The organism is Allobosea sp. GW821-FHT03A12 (assembly GCF_058986765.1).
Map to the genome: position 1 here is coordinate 358,686 of NZ_JBYSVZ010000004.1, position 19,433 is coordinate 378,118.

The 19,433-nt window shown below is 67.0% G+C and carries 18 protein-coding genes; 11 read left to right on the plus strand and 7 right to left on the minus strand.

The annotated features are described in order from the left end of the window. From AC3WLC_RS15955 to AC3WLC_RS15965, 3 genes are read right to left on the minus strand one after another with little or no spacing between them, the layout of a single operon-like run. On the minus strand, positions 1 to 834 hold the full coding sequence (locus AC3WLC_RS15955; RefSeq protein WP_493684902.1) for an enoyl-CoA hydratase family protein: 834 nt from the start codon (positions 832 to 834) through the stop codon (positions 1 to 3). Next, positions 831 to 1,376 (minus strand): MarR family winged helix-turn-helix transcriptional regulator, encoded by a 546-nt coding sequence (locus tag AC3WLC_RS15960; protein WP_493684903.1) that lies wholly within the window; start codon positions 1,374 to 1,376, stop codon positions 831 to 833. Before AC3WLC_RS15960 ends, AC3WLC_RS15955 begins: the two co-directional genes overlap by 4 nt. Before the next feature lie 2 nt (positions 1,377 to 1,378). After that, positions 1,379 to 2,140 (minus strand): SDR family NAD(P)-dependent oxidoreductase, encoded by a 762-nt coding sequence (locus tag AC3WLC_RS15965; RefSeq protein WP_493684904.1) that lies wholly within the window; start codon positions 2,138 to 2,140, stop codon positions 1,379 to 1,381. A 230-nt stretch (positions 2,141 to 2,370) separates the two neighbouring features. On the opposite strand from AC3WLC_RS15965, the gene AC3WLC_RS15970 reads away from it, so the two are divergent. From AC3WLC_RS15970 to AC3WLC_RS15985, 4 genes are all read left to right on the plus strand, one after another. Then, positions 2,371 to 4,722, plus strand: a complete 2,352-nt coding sequence (locus AC3WLC_RS15970; RefSeq protein WP_493684905.1) for a bifunctional salicylyl-CoA 5-hydroxylase/oxidoreductase — start codon at positions 2,371 to 2,373, stop codon at positions 4,720 to 4,722. Positions 4,723 to 4,968: 246 nt separating this feature from the next. Further along, entirely contained in the window at positions 4,969 to 5,919 is a 951-nt protein-coding gene (locus tag AC3WLC_RS15975) for a ring-cleaving dioxygenase (RefSeq protein ID WP_493684906.1), read from the plus strand. A 248-nt stretch (positions 5,920 to 6,167) separates the two neighbouring features. Further along, positions 6,168 to 7,301, plus strand: coding sequence for a DUF2778 domain-containing protein (locus AC3WLC_RS15980; protein ID WP_493684907.1), 1,134 nt, complete (start codon positions 6,168 to 6,170; stop codon positions 7,299 to 7,301). Between the two features lie 49 nt (positions 7,302 to 7,350). Further along, positions 7,351 to 7,626: a hypothetical protein gene (locus AC3WLC_RS15985; RefSeq protein WP_493684908.1), complete on the plus strand. Its 276-nt coding sequence runs from the start codon at positions 7,351 to 7,353 to the stop codon at positions 7,624 to 7,626. A 99-nt stretch (positions 7,627 to 7,725) separates the two neighbouring features. Here AC3WLC_RS15985 and AC3WLC_RS15990 read toward each other — a convergent pair whose 3' ends face one another. Further along, positions 7,726 to 9,813, minus strand: a complete 2,088-nt coding sequence (locus tag AC3WLC_RS15990; protein ID WP_493684909.1) for a methyl-accepting chemotaxis protein — start codon at positions 9,811 to 9,813, stop codon at positions 7,726 to 7,728. Positions 9,814 to 9,976: 163 nt separating this feature from the next. Beyond that, positions 9,977 to 12,619, minus strand: coding sequence for a type I DNA topoisomerase (topA, locus tag AC3WLC_RS15995; protein WP_493684910.1), 2,643 nt, complete (start codon positions 12,617 to 12,619; stop codon positions 9,977 to 9,979). Between the two features lie 214 nt (positions 12,620 to 12,833). Here topA and panB point away from each other — a divergent pair, with 214 nt between their 5' ends. From panB to dprA, 6 genes are all read left to right on the plus strand, one after another. Beyond that, the gene (gene panB / locus AC3WLC_RS16000) at positions 12,834 to 13,655 is read left to right on the plus strand and encodes a 3-methyl-2-oxobutanoate hydroxymethyltransferase (protein ID WP_493684911.1); all 822 of its coding nucleotides are present in this window, start codon (positions 12,834 to 12,836) and stop codon (positions 13,653 to 13,655) included. Between the two features lie 64 nt (positions 13,656 to 13,719). After that, on the plus strand, positions 13,720 to 14,664 hold the full coding sequence (locus AC3WLC_RS16005; protein ID WP_493684912.1) for an aspartate carbamoyltransferase catalytic subunit: 945 nt from the start codon (positions 13,720 to 13,722) through the stop codon (positions 14,662 to 14,664). Between the two features lie 5 nt (positions 14,665 to 14,669). Continuing rightward, positions 14,670 to 14,912: a hypothetical protein gene (locus AC3WLC_RS16010; protein ID WP_493684913.1), complete on the plus strand. Its 243-nt coding sequence runs from the start codon at positions 14,670 to 14,672 to the stop codon at positions 14,910 to 14,912. Further along, positions 14,905 to 16,221: a dihydroorotase gene (gene pyrC, locus AC3WLC_RS16015; protein ID WP_493684914.1), complete on the plus strand. Its 1,317-nt coding sequence runs from the start codon at positions 14,905 to 14,907 to the stop codon at positions 16,219 to 16,221. The genes AC3WLC_RS16010 and pyrC overlap by 8 nt, the downstream gene beginning before the upstream one ends. A 29-nt stretch (positions 16,222 to 16,250) precedes the next feature. Next, a complete protein-coding gene (gene plsY, locus AC3WLC_RS16020) occupies positions 16,251 to 16,874 on the plus strand; it encodes a glycerol-3-phosphate 1-O-acyltransferase PlsY (RefSeq protein ID WP_493684915.1) in 624 nt (207 codons plus the stop codon). Continuing rightward, positions 16,875 to 18,083, plus strand: coding sequence for a DNA-processing protein DprA (gene dprA, locus AC3WLC_RS16025; RefSeq protein WP_493684916.1), 1,209 nt, complete (start codon positions 16,875 to 16,877; stop codon positions 18,081 to 18,083). Positions 18,084 to 18,100: 17 nt separating this feature from the next. Here dprA and AC3WLC_RS16030 read toward each other — a convergent pair whose 3' ends face one another. Together AC3WLC_RS16030 and AC3WLC_RS16035 are read right to left on the minus strand one after the other, a co-directional pair. Then, positions 18,101 to 18,385, minus strand: coding sequence for a hypothetical protein (locus tag AC3WLC_RS16030; RefSeq protein WP_493684917.1), 285 nt, complete (start codon positions 18,383 to 18,385; stop codon positions 18,101 to 18,103). A 78-nt stretch (positions 18,386 to 18,463) separates the two neighbouring features. Next, positions 18,464 to 18,907 carry a hypothetical protein gene (locus tag AC3WLC_RS16035; protein ID WP_493684918.1) on the minus strand — a complete coding sequence of 148 codons (444 nt, stop codon included), beginning with the start codon at positions 18,905 to 18,907 and terminating at the stop codon, positions 18,464 to 18,466. Positions 18,908 to 19,015: 108 nt separating this feature from the next. Here AC3WLC_RS16035 and AC3WLC_RS16040 point away from each other — a divergent pair, with 108 nt between their 5' ends. Next, entirely contained in the window at positions 19,016 to 19,408 is a 393-nt protein-coding gene (locus AC3WLC_RS16040) for a hypothetical protein (RefSeq protein ID WP_493684919.1), read from the plus strand. Positions 19,409 to 19,433: the final 25 nt, after the last annotated feature.

A 19,433-nucleotide genomic window follows, 5' to 3' on the forward strand; every position in this document is an offset into this window, starting at 1 on the left:
TCAGTTGCCCTCGAACACCGGCTTCCGCTTCTCGGCGAAGGCGTGATAGGCGCGGGCGAAGTCCTCGGTCTGCATGCACAGCGCCTGCGCCACCGCTTCCGCCTCGATCGCGGATTCGACCGACATCGCCCATTCCATTTCGAGCATGCGCTTGGTCATGGCGTTGGCAAAGGTCGGCCCGTCGGCGAGCTCTGCAGCGAGCGCCTGCGCCTCGGCGAGGACGGAATCGCGCGCGATCAGCCGGTTGAGGAAGCCCCAGCGCTCGGCCTCCTCGCCCCTGAGCACCCGGCCGGTATAGAGCAGCTCGGCGGCGCGGCCCTGGCCGATGATCCGTGGCAGCATCGCGCAGGCGCCCATGTCGCAGCCGGCGAGGCCGACGCGGTTGAACAGGAAGGCGATCTTGGTCTCGGCCGTGCCGAGGCGCAGGTCGGAAGCCATGGCGATGATCGCGCCGGCGCCGGCGCAGATGCCGTCGATCGCGGCGACGACCGGCTGCGGACAGGCGCGCATGGTCTTGACCAGCTCGCCGGTCATCCGGGTGAATTTCAGCAGGTCCTTGGTGTCCATCGCCACCAGCGGCCCGATGATCTCGAAGACGTCGCCGCCCGAGGAGAAATTGCCGCCGGCGCCGGTGACCACGATCGCCTTGACCGCCTCTTCCTTCTGCGCCGCCAGGAAGAAATCGGTGAGCTCGCGATAGCTCTCGAAGGTCAGCGGATTCTTCTTCTCCGGCCGGTTCAGCGTCACGGTCGCGACCTTGCCGGCGACCGAGAGCTGGAAATGTTGCGGCGTGAAATCGGAGAGCGGAAGGGTGACGGGGTTGGCGCTGGTCATTCGGTGTCTCCCGCCGCTGTCGGCGTGCCGTTCTGGCGATTGCTGATGGCCTGGTGCAGCGAGGCCTTGACCCCGCCGAGCAGGCGGAAGAGCTGGCCGATCTCGGCCGGCCCGAGGCCGGCGAAGAGCTCGGCGATCCAGTCCTCATGGCGCTCGGCCATCGCCTTGAAGGCGCGCCGGCCCTGGGCGGTCAGCGTCAGCACCTGGACGCGCCGGTCCTGCGCCGCCGGGCGCTTGTCGACCAGCCCGTCGGCGAGCAGGCCGGCGACCACCGCCGTGACGTTGCCGTTCGAGACCATCAGGCGCTGCGAGACTTCGCCGACGGTCATGCCGGTGGTCGATTTCTCGAGCTGCGCCATCAGGTCGAAGCGCGGCAGCGTCGTCTTGAACTCCTCGCGCAGGCGGGTGCGGATCTCGCTCTCGATCAGGGTCGAGCAGGTCAGCATCCGCAGCCAGAGCCGAAGCTCGTCCTTGTGGTCGCCGGGGCGTTCGCTGGCCTTGGTCTCGCGGTCGAGCAGGGGGGCCGTGGACGGAATCTCCATGATCAGAACTCCCCGCCATTGATCAGGACGGACTGGCCTGTGATGCCACGGCTTTGCGGCCCGCAGAGATTGAGGACGGCGGCCGCGACTTCCTCCGGCGTGATCAGCCGGTGCTGCGGATTGTCCTTGGTCAGCTCCGCCAGCGCCTCTTCGCGACTCTTGCCGGTCTTGGCGGCGATCGTGGTCAGGCTGCCGGCGACCATGTCGGTATCGGTATAGCCGGGGCAGACCGCGTTGACGGTGACGCCGGACCTTGCCGTCTCCAGCGCCAGCGAGCGCACCAGGCCGACCACGGCATGCTTGGCTGCGACATAGGCCGAGACATAAGGATAGCCGCGATGGCCCGCAGTGGAGGCGATCGCGATCAACCGGCCGGCGCCGCGCTGGGTCATCGCGGGCAAGGCCGGCCGGAAGCAGTTCACCGTGCCGATCAGATTGATCTCGACCATGCGCCGGAACAGGTCGGCATCGCTGCGCTGGAAGCTCGCGCTTTCCGCCGCGCCGGCATTGGCGACGACGATGTCGAAGGGCTGCCCCGACGCCAGTCCCGCCATCACCTCGCGCACCGCCGCCTCGTCGGTCACATCGACGGAATGGGCGGCATCGGCGGCGCCGGCGAGCACTGCCTGTTGCAGGATGCCGTCATTGCGGCCGATGATCGAGACGCGGGCGCCGGCCTGGCGTAGAGCGGAGGCGATGGCGCGACCGATGCCGCGTCCGCCGCCACTCACCAGGGCATGCTGTCCCGCCAGAGCCGATGCCATGCCGTTCACTCCCTCTTGCAGTCGAATATATTTTAGGTCTGAAACATTTTGCAAGAGGAACCGTGCGAGGCGAGGAATGAATATATAAATCGCTTATTTAACAGCATGTTGTGCGGTATCTTGGGCGAGTTAATCGCGATTTTCGATACAAGCGTCGGGGGCTTTGAGATGAAGGCTTGAGCCAAAATTATTTTAGGTTTAAAATGATTTTCTCAGCCAAGGAGGGCGTCATGCGCATTGCGGTGGTGGGCGGCGGGCCGGCGGGTCTCTATTACGCGCTGCTGATGAAGCGGGATTGGCCCGAGCTCGACGTGACCGTCTTCGAGCGCAACCGCCCCGACGACACCTTCGGCTTCGGCGTCGTCTTCTCCGACCAGACGCTCGATCTGTTCAAGGCGGCCGACCTGCCGAGCTATGAGGCGATCGTCCGCAGCTTCGCCTATTGGGACGATATCGAGATTCATTTCAAAGGCACGGTCCGCCGCGTGCCCGGCAACGGCTTCTGCGGCTGCTCGCGCCGCACGCTGCTGATGCTGTTGCAGGAGCGGGCGCGCCAGGTCGGCGTCAAGCTCGTCTTCTCGCAGGAGATCGAGGATGTCGCGGCGTTGAAGCGCGACTACGATCTCGTCGTTGCCGCCGACGGCATCAACAGCCGCATCCGCGAGGGTGACCGCGAGCGCTTCGCGCCGCAGGTCGACCTCAGGCCGAACCGCTTCGTCTGGATGGGCTCGACCCGGCCCTTCGACGCCTTCACCTTCTTCTTCAAGCAGACGCAGCACGGCGTCTTCATCGCCCATTGCTACCAGTACGAGCCGGGGCAATCGACCTGGGTGCTGGAAACCGACCCCGAGACCTTCGCCCGCGCCGGGCTGGAGGGTCTGGACGAAGCCGGCACGGCCGCTTTCCTGGAGGAGGTCTTCGCCGAGGAATTGCAGGGCCACAGGCTGATCACCAACCGCTCGCTCTGGCGGCAATTCCCGATGATCCGATGCAGCAATTGGGTCGTCGATAATGTCGTGCTGCTCGGCGACGCCAAGGCGACGGCGCATTTCTCTATCGGCTCCGGCACCAAGCTCGCCATGGAGGATGCGATCGCGCTGCATCGCGCCTTCCATCGGGCCGGGCTCGACGTCAAGGCGGCGCTCACCGCCTTCGAGACCGGGCGGCGCGAAGAAGTCGAGAAGACCCAGCATGCCGCCGATGTCTCGCTGGTCTGGTTCGAGCAGCTCAAGCGCTTCTGGGATTTCGAGCCGCTGCGCTTCGCCTTCGGCCTGATGACGCGCTCCAAGGCGATCACCTACGACAACCTCGCTCTGCGCGCGCCGGACTTCGTCGCGGCGATCGACCGGCTGGTCGCCGACGATCTCGGCGCTGATCAGGCGACGCGCCGTGACGGCTCGCCGGTGCCGCCGGCCTTCCAGCCTTTCCACCTGCGTGAGATGAAGGTCGCGAACCGCTTCGTCGTCTCGCCGATGTGCCAGTATTCGGCTGAAGATGGTCTGCCCGGCGATTGGCATCTGATGCATTACGGAGCGCGCGCCATCGGCGGGGCAGGGCTCATCTTCACCGAGATGACCTGCGTTGCCGCTGACGCCCGCATCACCCCCGGCTGCACCGGCCTCTACAATGACCAGCAGGAAGCGGCCTGGACGCGCATCGTCGACTTCGTCCACGGCAACTCGGCTGCGAAGGTCTGCCTCCAGCTCGGCCATGCCGGCCGCAAGGGCGCGAGCAAGCTGATGTGGGACGGCATGGACCGCCCGCTCGCCGAGGGCGCCTGGCCGATCGTCTCGGCTTCGCCCTTGCCCTATTACCCCGAGAGCCAGGTGCCGCGCGAGATGACCCGCGTCGACATGGACCGGGTCAAGGCCGACTTCGTCGCGGCCGCGGAACGCGGCCTGCGCGCCGGCTTCGACATGCTCGAACTGCACTGCGCCCACGGCTACCTGCTCGCGAGCTTCCTCTCGCCGCTGACCAACCAGCGCAGCGACGCGTATGGCGGCTCGCTCGAAAACCGCCTGCGCTTCCCGCTCGAAGTCTTTGCCGCGCTTCGCGAATTCTGGCCGGCGGACAAGCCGATGTCGGTGCGCATCTCGGCGACCGATTGGCAGGAGGGCGGCATCAGCGCCGAGGATTCGGTTGCGATCTCCGAGGCTTTCGCTGAGGCCGGCTGCGACCTCGTCGACGTCTCGACCGGGCAGACCACCCCGCGGGCGCGGCCGCTCTATGGCCGCATGTTCCAGACCCCGTTCGCCGACCGCATCCGCAACGAGGCCGGTGTCGCCACCATGTGCGTCGGCGCCATCACCACGGCCGACCAGGCCAACACCATCGTGGCCGCCGGCCGCGCCGATCTCGTTGCTCTCGGCCGCCCGCATCTGGCCGATCCGTCCTTCGTGCTCAGGGCAGCCGCCTGGTACGGGGCGGATGTCGCCCAGCCGGTGCAATACCAGCCCGGCAAGGACCAGCTCATGCGCAACACGCCCCGCGAGCGCGAGGAGCTCCAGGACCTCAAGCTCAAGGCCAAGCCGAGCCGGCATGGCGGTGAGCCGGTGGCTCCGATTGCACGGGCGGCGGAGTAGCACGGCGTCATTGCGAGCATGCGGCGAAGCCACGCCGTTCCGGAAACCGTCGAAGGGCGCCGAGCCTTTCGACGGTTTCCGGCGTTACGCCGCGCTCCAGCCGGAATGACGGTGGAGCATACGACATTGCATCGGTGCAATTTATGATTGGACACGCGTCGTCTTTATGGCGTGAATGCAACGATTATCTTGGTGGGCAACGCAAGCGCTTCGTCAGATGAGGCACGCAACCAAGGGGCCCGCACCATGCAGCTCACCGGCATCCACCATGTCACCGCCATCACCGCACAGGCAGCCCAGAACCGTCGCTTCTATGTCGAGACGCTGGGCCTGCGCCTGGTCAAGAAGACGGTGAACCAGGACGACACATCCGCCTACCACCTGTTCTATGCCGACGGCGCCGGCTCCCCCGGCACGGACCTGACCTTCTTCGATTGGCCGACGTCTCCGGCCAGGCGCGGCACGCATTCGATCACGCGCACCTCGCTCAGGGTCGCGAGCGAAGCCTCGCTCGACTTCTGGCGTGAGCGGCTGACTGCGGCCGGCGTGGCGGTCTCCGACACGCGCCTGCTCAATGGCCGCGCCATCATTGATTTCGAGGATCCGGAAGGCCAGCGCCTGACGCTCGTCGTCGATGGCGGTGCGATTCCCTTCGTCGCCTGGGAGAAGAGCCCGGTCCCGGCCGAGCACCAGATCCGCGGCCTTGGTCCGGTGACGATCTCCGTGCCGCAGATCGAGCGGACCGAGCTGGTCCTGACCAAGCTGCTCGGGCTGGAGCGGATCGCGGATTATCGCGATGCGGCGCATGCCACCGGCGACATCCATGTCTTCCGGATCGGCGAGGGTGGCCCGGCTGCCGAGCTCAACGTCGCGGTCGAGCCCGGTCTTGCTCCGGCCCGCGAAGGCGCCGGCGGCGTCCACCACCTGGCGCTGCGCACGCCGAGCTTCGGCGAGTACGACGCCTGGGCCGAGCGGCTGCGCGCTTCCGGCTACCCCAATAGCGGGCCGGTCGATCGCTTCTATTTCCGCTCGCTCTATCTGCGCGAGCCGAACGGGGTGCTGATCGAGATCGCCAGCGACGGGCCGGGCTTTGCTACCGACGAGCCCTTCGAGACGATGGGCGAGGGGCTGTCGCTGCCGCCCTTCCTGGAGTCGCAGCGGGCGGCGATCGAGGCCGGGTTGAAGCCCCTGGCCTGACGACATCCGGGCCAACAAAGCGTGCTGCGGCCAGAGCGGTCGCAGCGCGCGAGGCATTCCGTAAAATTGCTTTTGATTCATCGCGAATTAACCAAGGTCGCGCTGAATGAACCTCGAGAGGTTGGGGCCTCCCGAGACTGACGAACAGGCCGCTGCGGTCTGCCCAGAGCGCGATCGAGCGCGATGGCGAGACGAGTACGGCGCTGCGCCTCAGCGGGAAGCCTGCAAGGTGTCCCGAGGCGTTGTGTATGCGTAGCTCGAACAAGTTCGCCGGTTATTCCTATAGCCTGAAGCGCCGGCGCGGCAGCCCCTTCGCCCGTCTCGGCATCCTGGTGGCCGTTGCCGCCAGCGCGATGGCGGGTGTATCCGTCTGGTCGAACAGGCAGGCCGAGCAGGTAATGACGGCCGCTCCGCTGGCACAGAGGCACGCGCTAGCCCACCCGGCCCCTGTCCATGGCGCGACGCCGCTACTCCGCCCCGGCTATGTCGTCGGCTATGTCGCGCAGTCGCTCGCCGACAGTGCGCCACTCTCCGGCCGTTTCCAGTCGACGGCTCCCGCGCCGCAGGCGGTGGTGTTCGATCCCGAGACCACAGGCTCGATCGCACCGGCCGAGCCTGTATCTCCGAGCGTGGCGACGACCACGGTCGCGGTCCAGCCTGCCACGACTGAGCCATCGCGGATTGCCCTGATCGCGCCGCGCCCGGTCCCGCGTCCATCCGACCTGAAGCTGCCGACGACGCCCGAGCCGCGTGTCGCGCTGCGCGCGACCTCGCGCCAGGGCAAGGACGTCGTCGCCAAGGCCGAGCCCACCCCCGACAACCGCAACTTCTTCGAGAAGCTCTTCGGCGTGAACGCCAATGCGCCGCAGAGCTCCGGCGAGCGCCTCGCCTATGCGGCGCCGCAGGACGACATCACCCAGCGCAGCGGCCGCGGCAGCGGCCTGACCGTCGCCCCGGCACCGATGCCCGTGCCGATGTCGTCGGCGACGCCGGCGGCCAGCGGCAAGACCGCGGTCTACGACATCAGCGCGCGTGTGGTTTATCTGCCCAATGGCGAGCGTCTGGAAGCCAATTCCGGCCTCGGCGAGATGATGAACGATCTGCGCTTCGTCCATGTCCGGATGAAGGGGCCGACGCCGCCGCATGTCTACAATCTGACTGAGCGCGAGGCTCTGTTCCACGGCGTGCGCGCCATCCGCATGCATCCGGTCGGCGGCAGCGGCAAGATTTTCGGCCGCGCCGGTCTGCTGGTGCACAACTACCTGCTCGGGCCGCGTGGCGACTCGAATGGCTGCGTCTCGGTGAAGGACTATGACCGCTTCCTGCAGTCCTTCCTGCGCGGCGAGATCAAGCAACTGGTCGTCGTGGGCGGGCGGGGCTGAACGCCCTGCCGGCCTTGCGCCGCTGGAGCGCGGCTGCTCTGATCGGCGGATGACGAGGCCGGTCCATCTTGCGACATCCGTGCTGGCGCTTGCTGCGTTGGTGCTTCCTCTGGCGGTGGCTGCTCCAGCCGCCGCCGAAGTGCGTTTCGGCAACAATGTCCGCGTCGGCGGGAACGATGTCTCGAACCAGCGCTTCGATCGCCGGAACCGCGGGGTCTACCACATCCATGAAGGCCGGCCGCGCAATCCCGGCTGCACCTGGCGATCGGACGGCAGGGGCGGGCGGGTGAAGGTCTGCCACCTTCAGCGCATCAGGCGGCGCTGACAAAACGAAAGGGCTAGCGCGAAGCCGGCCCTCTTCATTCTCGTCTCAACAGCGAGCAGGGCCGCGGAATTCCCGCAGGCCCCGCACCAAAAATCTGTTTCAGAACTCTTCCCAACCTGCGTCGCCGCCGCGAGCGTTGGCGACCTTGCGGGCAGGGGCCGGCATAGGGGCGGTTACAACACGTTCGCGACGCGGTGCCGGTCTCTGCTGAGCAAAGGCGGCTTCAGCCAGTTGCTGCAGGCGTCCGGGTTCAGATGCGCCAGCCAACTCAAATGCAGCCGGCTGATGCGACAGCGCCGCAGCGCTCTCATTGGTCCGGAAGCCGGCGACCAGGGCGTTGAGTTCGCCGATCTTGCTCGACAGCGCGCCGGCCGAGGCGGCGCTCTGCTCGGCCAGGGCCGCGTTCGCCTGGGTCATCTCGTCCATATGCGCGACGGTCTGGCTCATCTCCTCGATGCCGTTGGCCTGCTCGCTCGAGGCGGCCGCGACCTCCGAGACGGTGGCCTGGACGCTCTGCGAGGCCGAGACGATGCGGGTCAGCGCGTCGCCGGCCTGGCGGACCAGCTTCACGCCGGCCTCGACCTCGGTGTTCGAGGAGGAAATCAAGCCGGTGATGTCCTTCGCCGCCTCACCCGAGCGCTGCGCCAGGGAGCGGACCTCCGAAGCGACCACCGCGAAGCCCTTGCCGGCGTCGCCGGCGCGGGCGGCTTCCACCGCGGCGTTGAGGGCCAGCAGGTTGGTCTGGAAGGCGATGTCGTCGATCACGCGGGTGATGTCGGAGATCTTCTTCGAGGCCTGCTCGATCCGCTCCATCGCCGAGACCGCGTCGGTGACGATGTTGCCGCCGGCCTGCGCCACCTGCATCGCCTCTCCGGCCTGGCGCACCGCCTGCTGGGCCGCCTGAGCGGCAGCCTTCACCGAAGCGGCGAGCTGCTCCGTCGTCGCGGCACTCTCTTCCAGCGAGGAAGCCTGTTCTTCCGTCCGCTTGGAGAGATCGTCGGCGCCCATGTTGATCTCGCGCGCCGACAGGCCGACATCGGCCGACATGGTCTGGATCGTGCCGACCGTCGCCGAGAGGCGCGCCAGCGTCTCGTTGATCGCGTCCTTCAATTCGGCGAAGCGGCCGCGATAGGCGGTCGGCACCTGATGGGTCAGATCGCCGGCAGCCAGAGCCTGCAGCACCGCGACGAATTCCGTGGTGGCGTTGTCGACTACCGCATTGATCTCGTTGATCCCGGCGACCAGCTTCTGCATCTGCTCGTCGCCATGCTCGATCTGCAGCCGGGCCGAGAAATCGCCGGCAGCCGCTGCTGCGACGACCTCGCCGACATCCGACACCACCGAGGCCATCGCATCGGCCGAGCGGATTCGGGCTGCGGAGGCGGCGCGTTCCTGCTCCTGCAGCAGCGCGACCTGCTCGGTGCTCTGGCGCAGGACGGAGACCGCCCGGGCCATCTCGCCGATCTCGTCGCGGCGCTTGGTGTGCGGCACCTCGATCTGGGTCTCGCCCGCGGTCAGGCGGCTCATCGTGCCGCCGAGGTCGACGAGAGGACGGATGATCGAACGCCGCGAGAAGACCAGCGCGCCGAAGATCGCACCGCCGAGCACCACGACCAGCGCGACCGGCAGCCAGGTCCGCACCTGCCCCGAGAAGGCGCTGGAGGCCGTATCGACCTCGTTGGCGAGGGTCTCGTTGAAGCTGCTCAGCGACGTGAGCTCTTCCTGCAGCGTCGCGCGGTTCTTCTTGCTGGCGTCGCTGTTGCCCCAGGCTTCCGCCGCGCGGGCCGAGATCTCGCGGACCATGCGCGTCGTCTCCAGCCGGATGGCGACGAATTCGCTGATCAGCGCGCTGATCTTCTCCATGCGCTCGCGCTCGGCCGGAGGGATGAGTTTGGCGAGATCCTTGCGGCGCTCCTCGACCCTGGTCAGGCCGCCCTCGATCGTCGTCGCGGCGATGCCGGCGAAATGCGGGTTGCGGGCGGTGTAGACGAGGTAGGAATCGGCGACGACCAGATTGACCGCGGCATTGAGCCGTTCGGCGGCGAGGGCGATGTGGTTCTGCTGCGACGAACGGTCGTTCATCGTGTCGATGCGGGTCATCGCCAGCAAGGCACAGCCGAGTGCAACCAAGGCGCCGGCCGCGACAATCGCGATCAGCCCCAGAATCTGGGTCCTGATGGATTTCATGATGTCCCCTCGCAGGCCGCTGTTTTTTATGCGGCGCCGCAGGGTACTCGGCGGCCTTGAATCCGGAGTTAACCGCGATCGGCGTCAAAGCACTTCAACCGATTGAAGCGTCATTCTGGCTTTTGCTTCCGCCGGAATGACGCGACAGGCCGCGCGAGCGGTCTCAGCCCTCGGTTGCGCCGGCCTTCTTGGCCTTGGCGGTCTTGGCCTTCGCTGGAGCCTTCTTGGCCGCCGCCGGCTTCTTGGCAGGCGCCTTCGCCTTGCTCTTCGAGCCGCCGCCGGCTGCCGCCTTGGCGTTGACCAGCTCGATCGCCTGCTCGGCGGTGATGCTCTCCGGAGCCATCGTCTTCGGCAAGGTGGCGAAGACCTTGCCCCAGGCGACATAGGGGCCGTAGCGGCCGGCTTTGACCTCCATCTTGCCGCCCTGCGGGTGCTCGCCGAGATCGCGCCCCGGTGTCGCCGCGGCACTGCCGAAGCGACGGCCGCCGGCGCCGCTCTCCTTGGCGACGACCAGGTCGATCGCCCGGTTGGCGCCGATGTCGAGGATATTGTCGTCCTTGTCGATATTGGCGTAGGTCTTGCCGTGCTGGACGTAAGGCCCGTAGCGGCCGATGCCGGCGAGGATCGGCTCGCCGCTCGTTGGATGCTTGGCCACCTCGCGCGGCAGCGAGAGCAGAGCGAGCGCCTTTTCCAGCGTCAGCGAGCCGACGGTCTCGCCCTTGGGCAGGCTCGAACGCTTCGGCTTCTCGCCATCGCCGAGCTGGATATAGGGGCCGAAGCGGCCTTCGCGCGCGGTGACCTCGAGATCGGTGACGGGATCCTTGCCGAGCGTGCGCACGCCGTTGACGACCTGCCCGCCCTCGGCCGAGGCTTCGCCGTCGGCGGCGGAGGCGCTGAGCGGGCGGGTGAAGCGGCATTCCGGATAGTTCGAGCAGCCGACGAAGGCGCCGAACTTGCCGAGCTTGAGCGAGAGGGTGCCGGTGCCGCAGACCTGGCAGCTGCGCGGATCGCCGCCATCGGCGCGCGGCGGGAAGACGTGCTCGCCCAGGATGCCGTTCAGTGCTTCCAGCACGTCGCCGACGCGCAATTCCTTGGTCTCACCGATCGACTTGGTGAACTCGTCCCAGAATTCGCGCAGCAGCGCCTTCCAGTCGACATCGCCGCTGGAGACCAGGTCGAGCTTCTCCTCCAGGCTGGCGGTGAAGTCGAACTCGACATAGCGCTTGAAGAAGGACTCGAGGAACGCAGTGACCAGCATGCCCTTGTCCTCGGGCACCAGGCGCTTCTTCTCGATGCGGACATATTCGCGGTCACGCAGCGTTGCCAGCGTCGCGGCATAGGTCGAGGGCCGGCCGATGCCGAGCTCTTCCATGCGCTTGACCAGGCTCGCTTCCGAGAAGCGCGGCGGCGGCTCGGTGAAATGCTGGTCGGCGGCGATGGCGCGCTTCTCCAGCGGATCGCCAGCCTTCATCGCGGGCAGCTTTTTGCTGTCCTCGTCTTCCTCGTCGTCGCGGCTCTCCTGATAGAGAGTCAGGAAGCCGTCGAAGAGCACGACCTGGCCGGTGGCGCGCAGTTCGAGCGCGCGGGCGCCGACCTGGGCGGCGATGTCGACCGTAGTGCGCTCGATCGAGGCCGATTCCATCTGGCTGGCGATGGTGCGCTTCCAGATCAGCTCATAGAGCTTGGCCTGCTCCGGCTCGAGATGGCGCGCGATCATGGCCGGCAGGCGGCCGAGATCGGTCGGGCGGATCGCCTCGTGCGCTTCCTGCGCGTTCTTGGCTTTGACGGTGTACTTGCGCGGCACGCCCGGCACGTAATTGTCGCCGAATTCCTTGCCGATGACGCGGCGCGCCGCCGCGATCGCCGAGCCGTCCATGTCGACGCCGTCGGTACGCATATAGGTGATCAGGCCGACGGTCTCGCCGCCGATGTCGACGCCTTCATAGAGGCGCTGGGCGACCTGCATGGTGCGGGCCGGCGCCATGCCGAGCTTACGCGAGGCCTCCTGCTGCAAGGTCGAGGTCTGGAAGGGCGGCTGCGGATGGCGCTTGACCGGCTTGGCCTCGACCTCGGCGACCGAGAAGCGCGCGGTCTCCAGTGCGGTCTTGAAGGCTTGCGCCTCCTCGCCCGTGCCGATGTCGAGCCGGGTGATCTTCTTGCCGTCGGCGCCGGAGAGGCGGGCATCGAAGGTCGCGCCGCTCTGGGTCGCGAGCGTCGCGACCAGCGACCAGTATTCGCGGGCCCGGAAGGCCTCGATCTCGCGCTCGCGGTCACAGACCAGGCGCAGCGCGACCGACTGGACGCGTCCAGCCGAGCGGGCGCCGGGCAGCTTGCGCCAGAGCACCGGCGAGAGCGTGAAGCCGACGAGATAGTCCAGCGCCCGGCGGGCGAGATAGGCGTCGACCAACGCCTGGTCGATCGGGCGCGGATTGGCCAGCGCCTTCTGCACGGCGTCCTTGGTCACGGCGTTGAAGGTGACGCGCTCGACCGGGATGCCCTTGATCGCACGCTTCTGGTTCAGTGCTTCCAGCACATGCCAGGAAATCGCCTCGCCCTCGCGATCCGGGTCGGTTGCGAGGATGACCTTCTCGGCGTTCTTCGCCGCCCGCGCGATCTCGGCGACCTGCTTGGCGCCGCGCCCCTCGGTCTCCCACAGCATGGCGAAGTCGTTCTCGGGATCGACCGAGCCATCCTTCGCGGGCAGGTCGCGAATGTGCCCGAACGAGGCGATGACCTCGTAGTCGGAGCCCAGATACTTGTTGATCGTCTTGGCCTTGGCCGGCGACTCGACGACGAGGAGCTTCATGACGCTTTCGATCTCGTAGGCAAGGAGCGGGGGCGGCATTGGTATGCCAGCCTCGCCGAACTTGGCGCGGGGCGCGTTGATAGCGGTTCGGGATTGCGCGCGAAAGTGGTTCACGCGGCCGGTCCTGTCAAACCCGATTCTGCTTTTCGAGGGCAGGGTGGTCAGGCTAGGTCACCAGCCAACGCTGTTTTTGATGTATGTCAGGAGATCCCGCATGTCATCGCAGAACCGGACAAGCCGCCTGACCTCGCTCGATATCCGCGGGCGCAAGGGCGGCGAGCCGCTCGTCGCCCTGACCGCCTATACGGCGCCGATGGCGAGGATCGTCGACGAGGTCTCGGACATCGCCCTGGTCGGCGACTCGCTCGGCATGGTCGTCTACGGGCTCGACAGCACCGTCCCCGTCACTCTGGAGATGATGAGCCTGCACGGCCAGGCCGTGACGCGCGCCACGACGCGTTCACTCGTCGTGATCGACATGCCCTTCGGCAGCTATGAGGAAGGCCGCGAACAGGCTTTCCGCAACGCTGCCCGGCTGCTCAAGGAGACCGGCGCCGGCGCCGTGAAGCTCGAAGGCGGCCAGCGCATGGCTGAGACAGTCCGCTTCCTCGTCGAGCGCGGCGTGCCGGTGATGGGCCATGTCGGCCTGACGCCGCAGGCGGTCAACACGCTCGGCGGCTACAAGGCACAAGGGCGCAGCAAGGCGGAATGGCCGGCGTTCATCGCCGACGCCACGGCGATCGCCGATGCAGGCGCCTTTTCCCTGGTGGTCGAGGCAGTGGCCGAGCCACTGGCAGTAGAGATCACCGAGAGGATCACGATCCCGACGATCGGCATCGGCGCGTCCGCGGCTTGCGACGGGCAGGTGCTCGTCCTCGACGACATGCTCGGCCTCACCGGCCGCGTGCCGAAATTCGTCAAGGCCTATGGCGATCTCGCCGGCCAGGCGCGCGAGGCGGTGCGAACCTATGCCGCCGAGGTGCGCAGTCACCAGTTCCCGGGCGAGGCGCATGTCTACGCTTTGAAGGCCGAATGACCCACAGAGAACATGCACGCTGCCTTGCGCCGGCCACGACTCGCCCCTAAACAGCGGTCTTCAAATGACATCGACCGCTCCGCTCTATCCGCACCGGCATCTCCTCGGGATCGAGGGGCTGTCCCATTTGGATATCGAGGCGCTGCTAGAGCGCGCCGAGACCTATGTCGCGCTTTCGCGGCAGATCGAGAAGAAGACGGCGACGCTGCGCGGCCGCACCCAGATCAACCTGTTCTTCGAGCCCTCGACGCGCACGCAAGCCTCCTTCGAGCTCGCGGGCAAGCGCCTCGGCGCCGACGTCATGAATATGTCGGTCGGCTCCTCATCGGTGAAGAAGGGCGAGACGCTGATCGACACCGCTGCGACGCTGAACGCGATGCGGCCCGACATCCTGGTCGTTCGTCATCACGCGGCCGGCGCGGTCAATCTGCTCGCCCGCAAGGTCGACTGCTCGGTCGTCAACGCCGGCGACGGCGCCCATGAGCACCCGACACAGGCGCTGCTCGACGCGCTGACGATCCGGCGCAACAAGGGGCGCATCGCCGGGCTGACCGTCGCGATCTGTGGCGACATCGTGCATTCGCGCGTCGCCCGCTCCAACATCATCCTGCTCAGCGCGCTTGGCGCCAAGGTTCGCCTGATCGCGCCCTCGACCCTGCTGCCGGCTGGTGTCGAGCGCATGGGCGTCGAGGTCTTCCGCGACATGAAAAAGGGGCTGGAGGGCGTCGACATCGTCATGATGCTGCGCCTCCAGCTCGAGCGCATGAACGGCGCCTTCGTGCCGTCCTCGAAGGAATATTTCCGCTATTTCGGGCTCGATCGCGACAAGCTCTCGCTGGCGGCGCCGGACGCGCTCGTCATGCATCCTGGCCCGATGAACCGCGGCGTCGAGATCTCGTCCGAGGTGGCGGACGGCGCCCAGTCGCTGATCCGCGAGCAGGTCGAGATGGGCGTCGCCGTGCGCATGGCAGTGCTCGATGCGCTTGCGCAGCATCTCCCAAATGGCTGAGCCCGATGGAGCTCTTCCTCGCCTGGCTGCTGCGACAGATGCACCGGGCCCGGATTGTCTTCGTTGGCCTCTATATCCTGGTCATGGCCGGCTTCATCTATGCCGAGCCACGTTCGGCCTGGACTTGGCTGATCGTGCTGCTCGGCGCGCTCCTGTGCGTCGGCATCTGGGGGCTGGTCGGATTCTGGCATTATGTTTTCACGCAGCGCCGCGAGCGCATGAACGAGGTCGAGCGTAGCGATGGCTGACAGCAGCGAGCAAACTAGCGGCTGTGCGATCCTCGGTGCGCGGCTGGTCGATCCCGCCTCCGGCCGCGAAGGCGTCGGCAGCGTTCTGATCCGCGACGGGCTGATTGCCGACGTCCATTGGGGCGGCGACCGTCCGGAACTGCCGGCCGATATCGCGATCGAGGACGGCCAGGGCCTCGTGTTGGCGCCCGGCCTCGTCGACCTGCGCGCCTTCCTCGGCGAGCCCGGCGCCGAATTCCGCGAGACGCTCGGCACCGGGTCGCAGGCGGCCGCGGCCGGCGGTGTCACCACCGTGATCTGCCGCCCCGACACCGATCCGCCGATCGACGATCCCTCCGTCATCGACTTCATCAAGCGCCGCGCCCGCGACAAGGCGATCGTCAATGTCCTGCCGGCGGCGGCGCTCACCAAGGGATTGCACGGCAAGGAGATCACCGAGTTCGGCCTGCTGCTCGAAGCCGGTGCGGTCGCCTTCAGCGACGGCGCCAACGGCGTGCGCAACCCCCAGCTCATGCGCCGCGCCATGATCTACGCCCGCGACTTCGACGCGCTGCTGATCAACCATGTCGAGGATCCCGACCTGCGCGGTACCGGCGTGATGAACGAGGGCGAGTTCGCCAGCCGCAAGGGCCTGCCCGGCATCCCGCACGAGGCCGAGACGGTAATGCTGGAACGCGACCTGCGCCTCGCCCGCGCCTCTGGCGCCCGCTACCACGCCGCCATGGTCTCCTGCTCGGATTCGCTCGTGCTGATCCGTCGGGCCAAGGAAGACGGGCTCAACGTCACCTGCGGCGTCTCGATCAACAATCTCTGCCTGAACGAGAACGATGTCGGCGAGTACCGCACCTTCTGCAAGGTCTCGCCGCCGCTGCGGCACGAGGACGAGCGACTGGCGATGATCGAGGCCGTGGCCGAGGGTCTGATCGACGTCATCGTTTCCGACCACGATCCGCAGGACGTCGAGACCAAGCGCCAGCCCTTCGCCGAGGCCGCCAACGGCGCGCTCGGCATCGAGACTTTGCTGCCGGCGGCGCTCAGGCTCTATCACGGCGAGCAGATCGGGCTTGCCTCGCTGTTCGCAGCCCTGTCGAGCCGGCCGGCTGAACTGCTGGACCTTGGCTGCGGTCGACTTGCGATAGGCGCACCGGCCGACCTCGCTCTGATCGACATCGACGCACCCTTCGTCGTCGACAAGCGCAAGCTCAAATCGCGCGCCAAGAACTCGCCCTTCGATGAGGCGCGGCTGCAGGGAATCGTGCAGGCGACCTGGGTCGGCGGCCGGGTGGTCTATCGCGGCGAAGCAGCTTAAGCTCAACCAAGGCGGGCAGGGGAGATTACATGGCTGAGGCGTTCGCTTGGGCGTTTTCAGGCCCGATGGGGATTGCCGCGCTCGTCCTCGGCTATCTCTTCGGTTCGATCCCCTTCGGCATCATCCTAACCCGGCTGTCCGGCGGCCCGGATCTGCGCACGATCGGCTCCGGCAATATCGGCGCCACCAACGTCCTGCGCACCGGCAACAAGAAGCTCGCGGCGCTGACGCTGCTTGGCGACATGCTGAAGGGCACTGCCGCGGTGCTGCTCGCCGGCTGGCTCCTCGGCGGCAAGAGCGCGGCGCTGGCTGCCGGCCTCGGCGCCTTCATCGGCCATCTCTTTCCGGTCTGGCTGCGCTTCAAGGGCGGCAAGGGCGTCGCGACCTTCCTCGGCATCCTGATCGGGCTGAAATGGTCGATCGCGCTGATCTTCGCCGCAATCTGGCTCAGCATCGCCTATCTGACCAAGTATTCCTCGCTCTCGGCCCTGATCGCGAGCCTGCTGACGCCGCTGCTGCTCTGGTTCTGGATTCGTGATGTCCAGGCGGCCGGGCTGATGGCGATCCTCGCGCTACTGCTCTGGTTTATGCACCGCGAGAACATTGCGAGATTGCTCTCCGGTCGCGAGGGCAAGATCGGACAGAAGGGCTGAATGGCGATGGCCGGTTTCGCTCTCGACGACCGGCAACGCCTCGACTGGCTCCGTCTCATCCGCAGCGAGAGCATCGGCCCGCGCACTTTCCGCACCCTGGTCAACCGCTTCGGCGGTGCTGGTGGCGCGCTCGACGCCTTGCCTGAGCTAGGCCGGCAGGCCGGGCGGACGCTCAGGCTGTGCACGCCACCCGAGGCCGAGCGTGAGTTCGAGGCGCTGCGCCGGCGCGGCTCCCATCTGATTGCGCTCGGCGAGGCGGCCTATCCAGTGCCGCTGCAGGCGATCGATTCGGCTCCGCCATTGATCGCGATCGAGGGCGACCCGGCGGTGCTCAATCGACCCTGCGTCGCCCTGGTCGGCTCGCGCAATGCGTCCGCTGCCGGGCTCAAGTTCACCGCGACGCTGGCGCGCGAACTGGGCGAGGCCGGCTTCGTCGTCGTCTCCGGGCTGGCGCGCGGCATCGACACGGCCGCACATCAGGCGAGCCTGGAGAGCGGCACGATCGCCGTACTGGCCGGCGGCCTCGACGAGGTCTATCCGCCGCAGAACATCCCCTTGCTGGACCGCATCCGCGGGCGTGGCACCGCACTGAGCGAGATGCCGCTCGGCTGGGTGCCGCGTGGGCGTGATTTTCCGCGACGCAACCGGCTCGTCTCGGGCTTGGCGCTAGGGACGGTGGTGGTCGAAGCCGCGCGCAAATCCGGCTCGCTGATCACCGCCCGCTTCGCCAATGAACAGGGGCGCCAGGTCTTCGCCGTGCCGGGTTCGCCGCTCGATCCGCGCGCCGAGGGCGGCAACCACCTGATTCGCGAAGGCGCGATCCTCTGCGCCGAGACGGCGCATGTCGTCGATGTACTCGCGCCGATGCTCCGGCAGGGCGACCTGTTCGGGTCTGCGCCCATTCTGGCACGCGAAGAGGCCGGTACGGAGCGTCGAAAGGAAGCGCTCTGGGATGAACTCGATCTGCCTGAAGTCCTGCCGGCCCCGAAGCTCGAGCTCGAGCGCGAGCCCATGGCGCAGGAGGGGCAGGTCGAAGATGCTCCCCGTCGACGCCTGCTCGACCTGATCGGAGCGACGCCCATGGTGCTGGACGATCTCGTTCGCGCCAGCGGCCAGCCGGCGCGCGAGGTCAGCCGCATCCTGCTGGAGCTGGAACTGGAAGGCATGGTGCAGCGCCATGCCGGAGGTGCGCTCTCACGGTCAGCGTGAGCACGAGGGCCGGGTGATCAGCCCGTGGTTTCGCCCCAGCGGCAACGCTCGCGCTCTGCCTCCGCTGCCGCGAGCTCCAGGAAGGTCACGAGCAGGTCGAGATCGGCGGCGCGGGCCTGGTCGCTGAGTTCGGCGAGCGTCCTCGCCGCCTTGACGGCGATGTCGCGCTGCAGATCACGCTGGCGGGCCCGTTTCTCGACGAGCAGCTGCAAGGCCAGAGTTTCGGGTTCGCCGTAGACCTGCCGACCTTGCGAGAAGAGGAGGTCGCTGCGAGGGTAGGCGGTCGTCGGAGGAGCCGGCATCGGGCACTCCCGTCAGGTTGCTTATTCAAATTTTTGCAACCTATAGTTTAATAATCTGCAAAAGCCGGATGCCTACGGCTAGATGTCGGGATCGGCCGTTTCGCCGAGCTGCAATTGGCAGGTCCGGCGATTGATCGCAGCTTCCAGCCGCGTCATCTCGACGAAATAAGCGAGGCTGCTGAGCTGCGCTGCCCGGGCCATCGCGCCGAGCTCGATGCTGATCTCCTCGATGTAGGATGCAACTTCCAATTGCATGCGCGCCAGCGCGTCCATATTGTGCGGGCCGGGCGAGGCCGAAACCCTGCGGCCGATACCGGAAACTCGGGGCAACCGATTGTCATCCTGATAGATTTTATCCTCCTTGATTCGCCGTGATGTTGCTTTCCTCATCTCGCCCACCCCCGTGGCCGCATTAATTGCAGGAAACGAACCGGCGTTCGACGACGCTATTCTTGCTACTCGATCTGCAGAAATGCAATCACTGCGTGTAATAAATTTCTCGGGAGGAACAGTTTTAGGCATGGCGCGTTGATCATCGGTCGCAATTTGGCCGCGATTGGTTCAGGCCCGGTTCAACCGGGGCGAGCTAGATCAGGCGCCAGGGCGGTGATCCGCCGAAAGGAGATTGCCATGTCAGTTTTCGGAAAGAGCCGCTTCCTCGTGACGCTCGCCGTCACCGGCAGCGTTCTGGCGGCAGGCCTGACGCCTGTCATGGCGGGCGAGACCCGTCCGGTCGGCTTCGACAAGAGCCGCCTCGATGCGGCGCAGGCCGATTATTCGCAGTATTATCGTCGCGGCTGGCGCGGCGGCAATCGCGGCGCGGCGATCGCGGCCGGCGTCGGCCTCGGCATCCTCGGTGCGGCGGCGATAGCGGCCAGCCGTCCGGCCTATGCCGAGCCGGTCTATGGCTATGACGATGGCTACTATGACGAGCCGGTCTATGTGGCGCCGCGCCGCTACTACGCGCCGCGCTACTACGTCCCCGACAACATCCGCGACCCTGCCGGCGGCAGCTATCGCTGAGCACCGGCCCGGACAAACAGCCTTA